Source organism: Chitinophaga pollutisoli, from assembly GCF_038396755.1.
Taxonomy (GTDB): Bacteria; Bacteroidota; Bacteroidia; order Chitinophagales; family Chitinophagaceae; genus Chitinophaga; species Chitinophaga pollutisoli.
In genome coordinates, this window is record NZ_CP149822.1 from 917,564 (window position 1) to 931,980 (window position 14,417).

Sequence of the window (14,417 nt, forward strand, 5' to 3'; positions counted from 1 at the left end):
TTTGAGCCGTCAAATTCATGAATACTGCAATATTACTGATAGGTGGCAACATGGGAGACCGCTCCGCGAACCTCCAGGAGGCGGTACGGCTGTTGCAGGCGGAAGCCGGTACGGTAGTCCGCGAATCGGCCTTATACGAGACGGCTGCCTGGGGCGGCGTTGCGCAGCCCGATTACCTGAACCAGGCCCTGGAGCTGCAAACGGCGCTCGACGCTCCTTCCCTGCTGCACCTGATGCTCGACATTGAGCGCAGAATCGGCCGGGTGCGGCGGATGAAATGGGGCGCCCGGGTGATCGACATCGATATGATTTTCTTCAACAATGAAGTAATTACTTTGCCACAACTGAAAGTACCGCACCCCCAGCTTCAGAACCGCCGATTTGTGCTGGCGCCCCTGGCGGAGATCGCGGGCGACAGGGTGCACCCCATCCTGCAGCTGACCGTTACCCAATTGCTGGCCGCCTGCCCGGATACCCTCCCGGCTGTGAAGCTGGCCACCGCTCCGCACTAAACCCATGCAGTACCGTTTTATTACCATAGAAGGGAATATCGGCTCGGGGAAAACGACCCTCGCGCACCAGCTCGCCGAACAGTTCCGGGCGCGCCTGGTACTGGAGGAATTCGCCGACAACCCCTTCCTCCCGAAGTTTTACGCCGACCCGGCGCAGTATGCCTTCCCCCTGGAGCTTTTTTTCATGGCGGAAAGGTACAAGCAGCTCAAGGAGATGCACGCCGGGCCCGACCTCTTCACTTCTCACACCGTGAGCGACTATCTGTTTATCAAAAGCCTGATGTTTGCCAAAATGAACCTGGAGGCCGATGAGTTCTCGCTGTACCAGAAGTTGTTCGACATCATCAACCCGCAGCTCCCCCAACCCGATCTCCTCATCTTCCTCAACGCGCCCGTTGAACAGCTCCAAAGCAATATCCGCAGGCGCGGCAGGCCGTATGAGCAGCAGATTAAAGACAGCTACCTCGAACGCGTGCAGGAAATGTATATCCAGTTCATCCGGCAGTATCCCATGCGCACGCTCATGGTCGACACCACGAAGTATGACTTCCTCCGCACACCAGCCGATTTGCAAATGCTCCTCGCCGCACTCGACAAGGAATATGCGCCCGGGGTACATTATCTCTGACGCAACAATTCACGCACCGTCGCTGTTATTTTATCGTCACCTGCCCGGAAGGGCGGGTTGGAAAAATCCATAGTTAGTGTTATCATAAAGCTAAACAGGCAACCTGCGTCCGCAGATTGCCTGTCTTTTTTGTTGTAACCGGCCAGGACTAAAGGTCCATCACAAGCTGGTCCGTCAATGCCGTCAGGAGACCGAATACCAGCGGCCCTGCTACAGGAACGCTGGGGGTCAAGTTCTTTGTCAGGAAATACGCGCCTTTTACAAGCGTCAGGAGATTGGCTACATAGGAACCGCCCTGGATGTGCTGCATTTCTTCCATTTGAAGCGGCTCACAGCCGTAATACTTGTTTTCCATAATGTTATAGGATTTAAAACAATTGGTACCCTTAATTTAAAGGAACTTATCCTGTTCATTTTGTTCATTCTGCGAAACAACCGTTCATTTCTGTTCAATTATTTTTTTGAAGGCTTATGGGGGGAAAGGCGAATTGTCCGTCATAATAACAGCAAACAAAAAATTGAACAATATGAAAAAGCTACTGACAGTATTCGCGCTGTTGACGATGATCGCCGAAACACAGGCCCAGGATATCCAGACACTCGCCGGCCGCACCGGTAAACCCAAAACCTTCGGGGCTTACGGCCACGCATTGGGCACCATTTCAGCCGTTAACGGCGACTTTGCCGTGTTCACCGGCGCTTACGGCGGCGTGTTCCTCAACAAGAAATGGCTCCTCGGCGCCGGCGCCAAAAGCCTCGCCAACAACGTCCGCCTCGAAACACCCGACCGCCCCCACATCGGTTTCTGGTACACCGGCGCCGTGGCCGAATACGTCCACAATACCGATAAACTGTTCCATTGGTCGGCCGGCGCCCTGGTTGGCGGTGGCAGTGTATCCGAACGCGATAAAACATACCATACCAGAGACCTCGTGTACGCCTCCAGCGCCGTGGTGGTAGCCGAACCGTTCGTACAGGTAGAAATGAATGTTACCCACTACCTCCGCGTGGTGGCAGGCGGCTCCTACCGCCGGGTATTCGGCGCGGGCGGCGTGAATATCACCAACGATAAACTCAGCGCACCGGGCTTCTCCCTGGGCGTAAAAGCAGGCCTTTTTTAACCGTCTGTCCAATTTCCCACCCCATCCATTGAACGTTTATTCTAATTTTGGCCCGCCGGTCCCTTAAAGGAGCCGGCGTCCGCCATGTTTAAACCCTGCTCCACATTGCTTCGTAACTGTCTGATCCTTCTGCTCCTCTGGCCGGCAGGCCTGATGGCGCAACACCAACTCCAGCAATCCGTTACCGTCCGCGCGGCCAACCAGCCCGTGGATTCCGTACTGTCGCAAATCACCCGGCAATCGGGCCTGTCTTTTTCCTACGCCGGAAGGCCTTTCCGCGGCGACAGCCTCGTAAACATGAACGTGTCCCGCAAACCCATCCGCCAGGTGCTCGACCAGCTCTTCCAGGGCCGTGTCCGGTATTCGGTGGTCGACGGCCACATCATTCTCAACGCGGCCGACGGCAACCGCGAACGCTATTACACCATCAGCGGATACGTCCGCGATAAATACAACGGCCAGATGATCGTGAACGCCAGTATCTACGAGCGTACCGATCTCATGTCCGCCTTCACTAATACCGACGGTTATTTCCATCTACGGCTGAAAGACAAAGGCAAGTTGCCTTCAGTCGAAATCACCGTCAGCAAGGAGTTTTACGTGGATACGGCGCTGTACGTCATCCCCGGACACGACCGTGAGATATCCATCGCCATCGCGCCGGCCATGCCGGTACAGCTGCGGGAATTCACCGTGTCCGACAAAGTCGACAAAACCTGGCTGGGCACCAAGCTGCTGAGCGAAAACCTCCGCAGGCAAACCCGCAACATCGGGAAGTTCTTTGCGGAAAAGCCGGTGCAATCGTCTATTGTACCGTCGCTGGGTTCGCATGGAAAAATGGCGGGGCAGGTGACCAATAAATTTTCCCTCAACCTGGTAGGCGGTTACTCCGCCGGGCTCGACGGGGTGGAGATCGCCGGGGGCTACAATATCAATAAAAAAGACGCGCAATACGCCCAGGTAGCGGGGATTTTCAACCTGGTAGGCGGCACGGTGCGCGGCGTGCAGGTGGCGGGTATTTTTAACCGGAATATGGAAATGGTGGAAGGCGTGCAGATCGGCGGCATCAGCAATGTGGCCGACGGCAAGCTGGTAGGCGCGCAGGTTTCAGGGATTTTCAACCGCGCCATCGACTCCGTGAAAGGCATCCAGATCGCGGGTTTGCATAACAGGACGCTGGGCGATGTGGACGGGGCGCAGATCAGCGGGCTTATCAACCACAGCGGCGGCCACCTGCTGGGGATGCAGGTAAGCGGGCTGGTAAACCGCGTGCGCGGCAACGCCCATGGCGCGCAGATTACAGGATTGATCAACTACGCTTCCGAAATGCAAGGCGTACAGGTCGCGGGGCTCGTGAACCACGCGGCGGGCACCCTGTTCATCGGCGGCAAAAATACAATGGCCCGCGAACAGGAACCATCCGGCATTGCGCCGGGGATGCAGATTTCAGGGTTCGCGAATTTTCATCGGGGCAACGGGCACGGCCTGCAGCTCACCGGGTTCTGGAACCACGCCAGGGACACGATGCGTGGCCTGCAGCTCTCGGGATTCGGCAACAGCGCCGGTTACAACCGCGGCATACAGTTCGGGCTGGTCAACGTAGCTGATAGTTCCGACGGGATCGCCATTGGGTTGGTGACGATCGTGAAAAAGAAAGGGTATTACCGGCTTGAAGCGTTCGCCAGCGATTTTGCCCCGGCCAACATCCAGTTCAAAAGCGGGCGGAAAGGGTTTTATTCCATCCTTTCAGGCGGACTGGTGGACGGAATGCATTATATCGGGCTGGGTTTCGGGGGAGAGTGGGGATTGAAGGGAAGATTATCGATGAATACGGACGTATCGCAACTCAACCTGTTCGATAAAAACTGGAAATCAATGGCCCAGGCGTGGCGCATCTCCCCTTCCCTGCGTTTCATGCTGGTGAAAGGCGTTTCCGTGTTCGGGGGGCCGTCGTTCACCTTCGCGGACGATAACAACGTCCTTACCGACAAGCCCTGGAAAGGGTACCCCGGATTCTCTTCGGATAATGGCCGGTCGGGATGGCTGGGCTGGCAGGCGGGGATCAGCTTTTTCTAATCGCGGGAACCTTCCAGCTGCGCGGCGATCCAGCCGCTGGTCCAGGCGTGCTGGAAATTGAATCCGCCCGTGATCCCGTCCACATCCATGATTTCTCCCGCGAAGTAAAGTCCTTTCGCCAGGCGGCTCTGCATGGTGAGCGGATCTATTTCCGACAGGCGGATGCCGCCGCAGGTTACAAATTCTTCTTTAAAAGTCGTTTTCCCGGATACCGGGAATTCCATCGCCGTGAGCAGCTTGATGAGCTTGTTCTGTTCTTTGGCGGGGATCTCCGCCCAGCGGGTGCTTTCCGCAATTCCCGCTTCCGAGAGCAGGAAAAGCCACAGGCGGGAAGGCAATCCGAATGGGTTGCGGGTGCCTACCATCTGTTTCCCCAGCTCCTGCCGCCAGCCGGTCCATGCGTCGCGCAGGGCGTTTTCGTTCATATCAGGTAACCAGTTGACGATCAATGTAAATTTATAGCCTTGTTCCTGGAGCAACCTGGCGCCCCAGGCGGAAAGCCGCAGGATGGCGGGTCCGCTCATGCCCCAGTGCGTGATGAGCAGGGGGCCTTTTTCCGCCAGTTTGCTTCCGGCGATGCGGACGGCGGCTTCCGGCACGGCAACGCCCATGAGCCCCGTTACGGGATTGCCCGGCATGTTGAATGTAAAGAGCGAGGGCGCGGGGGATTCAATGCTGTGGCCGGCCACGGTCAGGTAAGCGAATTTTTCAGCGGAGGCATAGCCACCCGCCGCGATGCAGACATTCGGGGCCATGATGGAGGCACCGCCTGCGAGAGCAAGCCGCCATCGGCCGCCGGTTTGTTCCAGACCCAGCACTTCGGCATGGCGGCGGACTTGAACATTGTAGCGGTCGGCTTCGCGGAGGAGGCAGTCGATGATGGTTTGGGAATCGTCGGAATCGGGGAACATCCTCCCGTCGGCTTCCGTTTTGAGCGTTACGCCCCTTTCCGAAAACCAGCGGATAGTGTCGGGCACGAAGAAGCGGGAAAAGGATTTCTTCAGGAAATTCCCGCCCCGCGGATACCGCTTCACCAGTTCCGAAACGCTGTCGAGCGCATGGGTAACGTTGCAGCGGCCACCGCCGGAAACTTTCACTTTGGATAATACCTTACCCGTTTTTTCCAGCAACACGATTTTTTTACCCGGATGCAGCCTGGCGGCGTTTACGGCGCAGAAAAAACCCGCGGCGCCGCCACCCGCCACCACGAGGTGCGCTTCTTCCGATTGAAAATGTTCCATGATGATCTGATTACCTGTCTGTCGCCGGCGAATTTCGCAATAAACCCGCAAAAACGAAATGTTAAAAAAACGGACGGGCCTCCTACTAATTATTCGTAATTGTTTATCTTGGTACATTAAACGATCCGCAATCCATGCAACAAACTTCCCTGAAAAAGCTCCGCAAGCTGCTGGTAGCCGCTCTTTTCGGCTTCTGCTTATGGGGCGCTTCGGGCTTTGCCAAACCCGACGACTGGACAGACAGAATCATTCAGGCTTTAGAGAAATTCACCAATAACTATCCACAGGAGAAAGTATACCTGCACCTGGATAAGGATTATTACGCCGCCGGCGAAACCATCTGGTTTTCGGGGTATGTGACCCTGAACAACCTCCCCGCCATCGGCGCCCGCAACCTTTATGCGGAGCTCCGGGACGCGAAAGGCGCCATCGTCCAGAAGGAGCTGCTGCTCATTTACGACGGCGGCGCGGCCGGGGAATTCACATTGCCCGAAAGCACAAAACCAGGGCTGTACCAGCTCCGCGCCTACACGGCCTGGATGCTGAACTTCGACACTACTTTCATGTTCTTCAAGAATATCCAGGTGTTCGACCCCAAAACCGGGAAAGCCGGCGATGTGGCGGCGCCTAAGGAATATTCCGTGCAGTTCTTCCCCGAAGGCGGCGACCTGATCACCAACGTGAGCAGCGCCGTGGCGTTCAAGGCGATCGATGAAAACGGGTACCCCATCAAAGTAGCCGGCGCGGTACGCGACAGCAAGGGCAAGCAGGTGGCCCTCATCGAAACCCTGCACGACGGGATGGGTAGTTTTGAGCTGAAGCCCGAGCCCGGGGAATCCTATAAAGCCGTCATCACCAATGCAGGCGGCACGGAGAAATCCTTCAACCTCCCCGCCGTCAAACCTTCCGGCATCGCCCTGAAAGTCTATAACCGCGGGTCGCGCATCTTCTATCTCACCGGTTTCAACGAGCTGGACGCCTCGCAGAACGAAATGCTGCTGATCGCGCAAATGCACAACCAGGTGATTTACAAAGCCGATCTGAATGTCGGGGAAGGAAAGGTAAGCGGACTCATCCCCGCCCAAAACCTGCCGTCGGGCATTATGCAGCTAACGGTATTTGACCAGAAAGGCACCCCGCTCAGCGAGCGCATCGTATATGTCAAAGGGGTTACCGACTCGTTGGAATTCTTCCTCGACCCGCAGGAGCTGAATAAAGGCCCCCGCCAGCGCACAGAACTGGTGTTGCAGGTACCCGACTCTATGCGGGGCCGCATCTCCGCATCCATCACGGACGCCGACCAGGTGGCCTTCGATCCCAACGCCAACAACATCGTCAGCCATACTTTCCTCACATCCGACCTCCGGGGGTATGTGCACAATCCGTATTATTATTTCCGCGATACCAGCGCGCAAACCGCCCAGGCCCTCGATCTCGTGATGATGACCAACGGCTGGCGCCGGTTCAGCTGGCAGGAAATTTTGCAGGATAAATACCCTGCGATCAAATACCCATACGAACAGGGCGTGACCATCACCGGCAAGGCCATGACGCCCGCGCGCCAGCCATTGCAGGCAGGAAATGTGAACTTCCTCATCAAGATCCCGCGCGACAGTACGCAAAGTTTCATGTTCGCCGAAGTAAAACCCGGCGGCACCTTCTCGCTGAACAACCTCATCTTCGGAGATACGGCCTGGCTGTATGTTTCGGGGCAGCGGGATAAAGGAAACCGGGAAGTGGTCGTGGAATTCGACCGTCACTTCTTCGACGTGTACGCTGCGGTAAAAACCCCCATCCCCCTGCTGCCCCCGCCGCCGATGGATAACCGCATCCTGAAAAATTACCTGGCAACGGTGATGGAAGGCAACAGCGTCAACCGCATGATCACCAACCGCACCATCCAGCTGAAAACCGTGGATGTAAACGCCCGCAAACCAACGGCCGAACAAACCACGGCCAGCAAATACGCCAGCGGTATGTTCAGCAGCGACAACGGTTATACCTTCGACCTCACCAACGAAGTGCCCACGCAATTCAACGTTTTCCAATACCTCCAGGCCCGCGTGCCGGGTTTGCAGATTACCGGAGATATCAATAACCCGTCTTTAAGCTGGCGCGGCGGCGCTCCCGGCGTGTTCCTCGACCAGATGCCAACCGACATCCAGCAGATCGCCAACATTCCCATGGCCGACGTTGCGCTGATCAAGGTATTCCGCCCCCCGTTCATGGGCGGCTTCGGTGGCGCCAACGGCGCAATCGCCGTATGGACGCGCAAAGGCGGCGATACCCGCCCGGATCCCAACGCGAAATCGCTGGAATTGCTGAAGAAAGGCGGGTACCGCATCATCAAGGAATTCTACAGCCCGGACTACTCCGTGAAGAAGGCCCAGCACGAGCTGCCCGACAAGCGACTGACGCTGTTCTGGAGCCCCAACCTGGTGGTGGACACCATCAGCCACACGACCCGGATGATTTTCTATAACAACGACCAGACGAAGAACTTCCGCGTGGTGGTGGAGTCCATGGACCAATACGGCCGCGTGGGCAGGGTGGAGAAATATTTCTAATATCCGGTTCGACAATGTAATCATGAGCCCCTGCTACGGCGGGGGCTTTTTTTATGGGGCGCGGGAAAGATATGCCGGGTTACGGTGCGGCGGGCTGCCGATGGCGGGAATGATAATGGTGGTGGCGGAAATAAAAAAGCCTCCCGGGACGGGAGGCTTTTCTCTGTTCACGCAGAAAGGATCGCATTATGAAAAATCAGGTTAATCTTTCAGTTTGTTGAGATAGTAGCTCAGTTTGTACAGCAGCTCATCCTGCAGCCCGGCGCGGAGCTTGGCTTCGTCTTCGGTGATACCGAGGCGGCGGAGGCGCTGGTAATATACATAGGAGCCGCCGATGAGTTCCAGGCATTCCTGGATTTTGGTTTTCACCTCGGCTTCCTTGGCTTTCTTTTCGAATTCCTTTTTCGACAGGATTTTGTCCACGAAGTAGAACGGGTCCTTGTCTTCGGTCCACTTCCCGTTCTCCTGGTGCTGGGGTTTATATACCTCGAGGTATACGTTATCCAGTTTCAGCGGTTCCCCGAATTCGGCTTTGATGTCGATCACGAGGGGTTTGGCGCTGGCGGGATGGGTGAGGCGTTTTTTGATGGCGTTGCTGATTTGCACGCCGAGATCACCGCTGGCCATGAGGAGCTGGTTAAGCTCGGAGAATTCGAGGCCGATGGTGATCCGGGTGTACCGGCTGCCGGACTTTTGTTTTCCGAAGAGGCTGGGTGTGGTTTTATCGTCGAACACGATGTCTTCCACCTGCACTTTGGAAATCGTTTTGTAATTGGGCTTGTACCCTTCTTCCGCGGGCGACAGGCGTTTGCGCGCGGCGGGGCGGGTGGTTTCCTGGCGGTGGCTGTGCTGGATGAAGTCGTCCACGAACCGGAGATTGTATCTCTTCAGTTTGGCATAAAGCTCATGAGTGCTGTAGCTGCTGATTTTAGACAACACGAGGAGGTCTTCCCAGCTGTTGTGCTGCTGTACGCGCTGAAGTTCGTCGAGGATATCCTGGGCAGGCATGTTGCGGCGGTAGAGCAGTTCCCCGATGAGGAAAACGGCATAATCGTGGGTGGGGTAGCCCAGTTCCGGGAGCACGTCATACGGGCTCCGTTTTTGTTCCATCGCCTGGTTAAGCTGATCAATGTCGCTCATGACGGGTGAAAGCAAATATTTTCTGGCGGCGGTGCGCAGTTTTCTGCTGACGTAATCCAGTAACTGTTCGTTGACGTTGGTGTGGTTCACAAAATCATGCAGAATCTGTACGAATCTTTTCGACACGGGCAGGCCGAACTGGGTGAGGATGTCGCTCTCCAGATCGTGTACGGTTCCGGCGCCTTTGGAAACCGTTTCCGCTTTCGGCTGTTTGTCCAGCTTCCGGTAATTTTGATAATACTCCTGCAATTTCAATTTTAGCTGATCCATATGCATATTAAGTTGTGTTTCAGTCATATATATAGTAAATCCTTCACTAGTAAAAACAAAAAGCCCAGCACTTCGCATGCTGGGCTAGTAAGTTTTCGGGTGATTTGCGAAAGGCAAAGATACGCCATTTTTTGTGGAAATCCTGTGCATAACCGTTGTTGGGAAGGACATGTTTATCCGTTATATGTTATCCGCATCGGGATCAAGCGGTTAGGTTTGGATGATGAAAAACAAAATTTGTTAAAGATTTTTGTCGGAATGTTTGGAAGTTAGAAGGGAAAATTATTACCTTTGCACTCCGCAAAACAAACAAACACGGTGGTTGTAGCTCAGTTGGTTAGAGCATCAGATTGTGGTTCTGAGGGTCGGGGGTTCGAGACCCCTCATCCACCCGAAAAAATGGTCTCCTGGAATATGGAGACCATTTTTTATTTAGTTACTACTGGATCAAAAAGGAAATGGTTATGCTGTATCTTATTCCGTTGCTGACTGCATTTACCGGCTGGTTCGTCAACCGTGCGGCCCTTTGGCTGCTGTTTCACCCGGTGAAGCCTTTGCGCCTGGGCCTCTTCACGCTACAGGGCGCGTTCCCGAAACGCCAGCCCCAGATCGCGGATGCCATCGGCAAAGCGGTGGCGCAGTTCTTTTCCTTCGACGATATCCGCACCAAACTCACCGATCCTGAGAAAATTTCGGCGCTCAAGCCGGTGGTGGAAGAACACCTCGACCATTTCCTCCGCAACAAGCTGCCGCAATCCATGCCCATGATCGCCATGTTCATCGGCGACAGCACCATTATCCAGATCAAAACTACCCTCGCCGCCGAGCTCGACCTCCTTTTCCCGAAGCTTATCGGCCAGTTCCTCGATAAAGCGGAAGCCGACCTCAATCCCGCAGCGCTCGTATCCGCCAAAATCGCCGGTATCGCCAGCGAAAAAGTGGAAGCGGCCCTCCGTGAGAAAATGGGCGGCGCCCTCACCGCCATGAGCCTCGCAGGCGCAGGTATCGGCCTCATCATCGGCCTCTTCCAGCTCTGGATCGCCTGGTGCGCCAGGTAATAATTCCCGACCCGAAGACTTGCCTTTCATGCCTTCGTACACGCCGGCAGCTAGTACGAAAATTGGCCATCACCGGCAAAAAAGCGTCCCGAAAACAGGACATGGGATCAATCCAAAGTAGATCAAGGTATATAACAGGTAGATTGCAGGTAGATTACAGGTAGATTGCAGGTAGATTGCATGAAGTTTGCTACCCAACAGAATAAACCCTGTACCGCCCCTGAAAAGCTAAAAATGGGTATCGCTATATCAGAACTAGTCATCAGTACAGGCTCAGTAGGGATACCGTACTGAAACCGTACTAAAGGCAGTACTCCGGAAACCGTTTTCGGTTCCGTCATCCCATCCTTCCTGCCGACCATTTCACCAGCTTAATAACCGTTGCTCCTTAAGTCGTGTAAACTTTACACGTCCCGTGCATGTCCCGGCAAAAAACAGCGTCTAATTTCCAGTCAGATACGACGATAATTATGCATCAAATGAGAAAATTGTACGTCCTCCTCGCAGGACTGTTCCTCCTCCAGCTTCAATCCATTGCCCAGGCGCCTCCCGCCGGCCAACGCCCTTCCGGCGCAGGCGCACCGCAACGCCCCGGCGGCCCCGGCGGCCCCGGCGGACAAGCCCCCGCCATCGGGCACATCTACGGCAAACTGGTCGACGCCAAAACGAAACAACCCGTTGAATATGCTTCCGTGGCGCTCCTGCGCCAGCGCGACTCCTCCGTGGTAACCGGCATGCTCTCCAAAGGCAATGGCGACTTCTCCCTGGAGAACCTCCCCTTCGGCCCCTACCTCATCCGCATTAACTTCATGGGTTACACCACTTTATTCAAAAAAGTGACCGTATCCCCGCAAGCCATGGCGCAAGACCTCGGCAACATCCGCCTGGAGCCTAATGTAAAGGCCCTCAGCGAAGTGGAAGTCACCGGCCAACGCTCCGCCTTCCAGATGGCGATCGATAAAAAAGTGTTTAACGTCGACCGGAACCTTACTTCCGTGGGCGGCACCGCCACCGACGTGCTCAAAAGCGTGCCTTCCGTCAACATCGATATCGACGGGAACGTACAGGTACGCAATTCCTCCCCCAACATCTTCGTGGACGGCAAGCCCAGCACGCTCACCCTCGACCAGATTCCCGCAGACGCCATTGAGAGCGTGGAACTGATCACCAACCCCTCCGCCCGGTACGACGCCGAAGGCATGAGCGGCATCATCAACATCGTGCTGAAAAAGAACAAGAAAGCCGGCTTCAACGGGCAGATCCAGGGCGGTATCGGCACCAACGACAAATATAACCTGGGCGGCAACATTTCCGCCCGCCAGGGCAAATGGAATGTGTCCGCCAACTATAATCTCAACATGAACCGCAACTGGGGCGAAGGCGTTACCGACCGGGAGAACTTCGCTACCGGCAACACACCGAAAAGCTTTATCAATCAGCTGAGCGACAGCTATGGCGGCGGCAAATTCCAGTTCGGCCGTATCGGGGTGGATTATTTCATGGATAACCGCAACACCCTTTCGCTGTCGCAGAACATCGTAGGCGGTTCTTTCAAAAACCATGACGAACTGGGCAGCCGGTATTTTGACGAGAACAAGGGCCTTACCAGCCGCAACCACCGCATCACCGACAGCAAATTCGGCTTCAACAACTACACCACCACGCTCGGTTACAAGCACCTCTTTTCCGAACCCAACAAGGAACTGACGGCCGACGTGTCCATGAACCTCAGCAACAACAACCGCAACGGCGGGTTTACCACTTTCCCGCAGAACCTCGCGGGCGAACCGGCGGGCGACGCTTATATACAATCGAACAACGGGAAGGGCAATACCAACTTCTATTCCTTCCAGGCCGATTATGTGGACCCGGTTGGCAAAACCGGCAAGTTTGAAACGGGTGTGAAGGGATCGTTCCGGAATTATGAAAGCATTTATGATGTATATGAAGGCGGCCAGTATTCCGATGCCATGTCCAACGACTATGCGTATAAAGAACAGATCTACGCCGCGTATGTGAACTATTCCAACGCCATTAAGAACTTCGGTTACCAGGTGGGCCTGCGCGCGGAGCAGTATGTTTATTCCGGCGCCATCCCGAGCGAGAACAAAATTTTCGAGCCTACGAAAGCCGTGCCCGGCCTTTTCCCCAGCGCGTATTTATCCTACAAGTTGCCAAAGGAACAGGAGCTGCAGCTGAATTACTCGCGCCGGGTGAACCGGCCGAACTTCTTCCAGCTGGTGCCTTACCGCGACTTCAGCGATCCGCTGAACCACCGCGAAGGCAACCCCAATCTCACCCCCGAATACACCAACTCGCTGGAGTTCAGCTATATGAAACAATGGAAGAACCACAACTTCCTCGGTTCGCTGTACTACCGCAATACCAACAACCTCATCAGCACCCTCAACACCCCCATTTCGGCGGGCAACGATACGCTGCTGACCACCTTCGTGAACGCCAACAAAAACTTCAGCTACGGTGCGGAGCTGACGATGAAGAACCAGATCATCAAGGGCTGGGACATCACCACCAACGTCAACCTCTATCAAACGGAGCTGCAGGTGCGCAATGACAAGGAATCCTACAACAACCGTGGTTTCAGCTGGCTGGCGAAGGTGAATTCAGAAACGAAGTTGCCGTATAACTTCACGCTGCAGGTAACGGCCAATTACCAGGCGCCCGCTATTACGATACCGCAGGGTAGCGGCGGCGGCGGTCGTGGCGGCGGAGGCCCCATGGGCATGCCACCATCCTCGGCGCAAGGCACGATCAAAGGCCTGAGCTCCGTGGACCTTGCGCTGAAAAAGGATTTCCTGAAGAACAAAGCCGCTTCGGTAACGCTGGCGCTGAGCGATGTGTTCAACACACGGCAGTTTGAGATCGACCAGGAGTCGATGTTCTTTTCCCAGTACATGCTGCGCAAACGCGAATCCCGCATTTTAAAGCTGAACTTCTCCTACCGTTTCGGCAAGATGGACGCGCAGATTTTCAAGCGCCGCAACAACCGTTCCAGCGCCGATGGCATGCAGATGGAAGGCGGGCAGGGTGGATTTTAACCCTTTGTGAAAGCGAAAACATAAAAAAAGGCCGGCAGTACGTACTGCCGGCCTTTTTTGTAATACCTTTCCTGCTAGCTGTTTTTACCGGCGAGCATGGGAACGAAGGAGAAATTATCGAAAATTTCTTCTTCGAATTGGTCCTCGGCCACTTTGGTGATGCGGAGCATACGCTGCACATCGCCGCCACCGACGGGGATGACCATTTTACCGCCGATTTTGAGCTGTTTGAGCAGTTTTTCGGGGATCTGGGGTGCCGCCGCCGTTACGAGCACTTTGTCGAACGGTGCATAGGTAGGCAGCCCCTCGTAGCCGTCTCCGTAAAAGAACCGGAGGGTCGGATACTTGTTTTTAAAGGGAAATAACTTGACCAGGTCGAACAGTTTTTTTTGCCGTTCGATGGTGTAGACATGCGCTTTCAGTTCTCCGAGCACACAAGCCTGGTAGGCGCTTCCGGTGCCGATCTCCAGGATCTTCTCAAAGGGTTTCACTTCCAGTAGCTGCGACTGGTAAGCCACCGTGTAGGGCTGCGAAATCGTTTGCCCCTCCCCGATCGGGAATGCCCTGTCTTCATACGCGATTCCTTCGAACGCGGTATCCAGGAAATAATGCCGGGGGATGTTGTTGATGGCTGCCAGTACGTTTTCGTCCGTAATCCCTTTCTTTCTGATGTTGTCAACCAATTGTCTGCGTAGTCCTTTTTGTTTGTAGTTGTCTTCGTACCGCCTCATATTACTGCAAAAAT

General features: G+C 55.1%; 11 protein-coding genes and 1 tRNA gene. 8 read left to right on the forward strand and 4 right to left on the reverse strand.

Annotated features, from left to right (window positions below):
- The first annotated feature begins 17 nt into the window (after nt 1-17).
- Both folK and WJU16_RS03995 read left to right on the forward strand, forming a co-directional pair.
- Nucleotides 18-512, forward strand: a complete 495-nt coding sequence (gene folK / locus WJU16_RS03990; RefSeq protein WP_341837033.1) for a 2-amino-4-hydroxy-6-hydroxymethyldihydropteridine diphosphokinase — start codon at nt 18-20, stop codon at nt 510-512.
- Between the two features lie 4 nt (nt 513-516).
- The gene (locus WJU16_RS03995; RefSeq protein ID WP_341837034.1) at nt 517-1,140 is read left to right on the forward strand and encodes a deoxynucleoside kinase; all 624 of its coding nucleotides are present in this window, start codon (nt 517-519) and stop codon (nt 1,138-1,140) included.
- 148 nt (nt 1,141-1,288) lie between these two features.
- On the opposite strand, the gene WJU16_RS04000 is transcribed toward WJU16_RS03995, so the two are convergent.
- Nucleotides 1,289-1,495, reverse strand: a complete 207-nt coding sequence (locus WJU16_RS04000; protein ID WP_341837035.1) for a hypothetical protein — start codon at nt 1,493-1,495, stop codon at nt 1,289-1,291.
- 172 nt (nt 1,496-1,667) lie between these two features.
- Here WJU16_RS04000 and WJU16_RS04005 point away from each other — a divergent pair, with 172 nt between their 5' ends.
- Nucleotides 1,668-2,261 (forward strand): hypothetical protein, encoded by a 594-nt coding sequence (locus WJU16_RS04005; protein WP_341837036.1) that lies wholly within the window; start codon nt 1,668-1,670, stop codon nt 2,259-2,261.
- 105 nt (nt 2,262-2,366) lie between these two features.
- The gene (locus tag WJU16_RS04010; RefSeq protein ID WP_341837037.1) at nt 2,367-4,337 is read left to right on the forward strand and encodes an STN and carboxypeptidase regulatory-like domain-containing protein; all 1,971 of its coding nucleotides are present in this window, start codon (nt 2,367-2,369) and stop codon (nt 4,335-4,337) included.
- Here WJU16_RS04010 and WJU16_RS04015 read toward each other — a convergent pair.
- Entirely contained in the window at nt 4,334-5,578 is a 1,245-nt protein-coding gene (locus WJU16_RS04015; RefSeq protein ID WP_341837038.1) for an NAD(P)/FAD-dependent oxidoreductase, read from the reverse strand. The genes WJU16_RS04010 and WJU16_RS04015 overlap by 4 nt on opposite strands.
- 134 nt (nt 5,579-5,712) lie before the next feature.
- Between WJU16_RS04015 and WJU16_RS04020 the strand changes: the two genes are divergently transcribed.
- Nucleotides 5,713-8,145, forward strand: a complete 2,433-nt coding sequence (locus WJU16_RS04020) for an MG2 domain-containing protein (RefSeq protein ID WP_341837039.1) — start codon at nt 5,713-5,715, stop codon at nt 8,143-8,145.
- Nucleotides 8,146-8,346: 201 nt separating this feature from the next.
- Here the strand turns inward: WJU16_RS04020 and WJU16_RS04025 are convergent, their stop codons facing one another.
- Entirely contained in the window at nt 8,347-9,555 is a 1,209-nt protein-coding gene (locus WJU16_RS04025; RefSeq protein ID WP_341837040.1) for a hypothetical protein, read from the reverse strand.
- A gap of 318 nt (nt 9,556-9,873) precedes the next feature.
- Here WJU16_RS04025 and WJU16_RS04030 point away from each other — a divergent pair.
- The 3 genes from WJU16_RS04030 to WJU16_RS04040 all read left to right on the forward strand — a co-directional run bounded on the left by WJU16_RS04030 (nt 9,874) and on the right by WJU16_RS04040 (nt 13,672).
- Nucleotides 9,874-9,947 (forward strand) — tRNA-His (locus WJU16_RS04030).
- A gap of 72 nt (nt 9,948-10,019) precedes the next feature.
- Complete coding sequence (locus tag WJU16_RS04035; RefSeq protein ID WP_341837041.1) at nt 10,020-10,613, forward strand: hypothetical protein; 594 nt, start codon at nt 10,020-10,022, stop codon at nt 10,611-10,613.
- A gap of 479 nt (nt 10,614-11,092) precedes the next feature.
- Nucleotides 11,093-13,672: a TonB-dependent receptor domain-containing protein gene (locus WJU16_RS04040; RefSeq protein ID WP_341837042.1), complete on the forward strand. Its 2,580-nt coding sequence runs from the start codon at nt 11,093-11,095 to the stop codon at nt 13,670-13,672.
- Between the two features lie 74 nt (nt 13,673-13,746).
- On the opposite strand, the gene WJU16_RS04045 is transcribed toward WJU16_RS04040, so the two are convergent.
- Nucleotides 13,747-14,403, reverse strand: a complete 657-nt coding sequence (locus WJU16_RS04045) for a protein-L-isoaspartate(D-aspartate) O-methyltransferase (RefSeq protein ID WP_341837043.1) — start codon at nt 14,401-14,403, stop codon at nt 13,747-13,749.
- Nucleotides 14,404-14,417 lie beyond the last annotated feature (14 nt).

What these genes read in the sequence shown, in the direction of transcription:
- folK (WP_341837033.1), top strand. Translation starts at nt 18, where the DNA reads ATGAATACTGCAATATTACTGATAGGTGGCAACATGGGAGACCGCTCC.
- WJU16_RS03995 (WP_341837034.1), top strand. Translation starts at nt 517, where the DNA reads ATGCAGTACCGTTTTATTACCATAGAAGGGAATATCGGCTCGGGGAAA.
- WJU16_RS04000 (WP_341837035.1), bottom strand. Translation starts at nt 1,495, where the DNA reads ATGGAAAACAAGTATTACGGCTGTGAGCCGCTTCAAATGGAAGAAATG.
- WJU16_RS04005 (WP_341837036.1), top strand. Translation starts at nt 1,668, where the DNA reads ATGAAAAAGCTACTGACAGTATTCGCGCTGTTGACGATGATCGCCGAA.
- WJU16_RS04015 (WP_341837038.1), bottom strand. Translation starts at nt 5,578, where the DNA reads ATGGAACATTTTCAATCGGAAGAAGCGCACCTCGTGGTGGCGGGTGGC.
- WJU16_RS04020 (WP_341837039.1), top strand. Translation starts at nt 5,713, where the DNA reads ATGCAACAAACTTCCCTGAAAAAGCTCCGCAAGCTGCTGGTAGCCGCT.
- WJU16_RS04025 (WP_341837040.1), bottom strand. Translation starts at nt 9,555, where the DNA reads ATGGATCAGCTAAAATTGAAATTGCAGGAGTATTATCAAAATTACCGG.
- WJU16_RS04035 (WP_341837041.1), top strand. Translation starts at nt 10,020, where the DNA reads ATGCTGTATCTTATTCCGTTGCTGACTGCATTTACCGGCTGGTTCGTC.
- WJU16_RS04040 (WP_341837042.1), top strand. Translation starts at nt 11,093, where the DNA reads ATGAGAAAATTGTACGTCCTCCTCGCAGGACTGTTCCTCCTCCAGCTT.
- WJU16_RS04045 (WP_341837043.1), bottom strand. Translation starts at nt 14,403, where the DNA reads ATGAGGCGGTACGAAGACAACTACAAACAAAAAGGACTACGCAGACAA.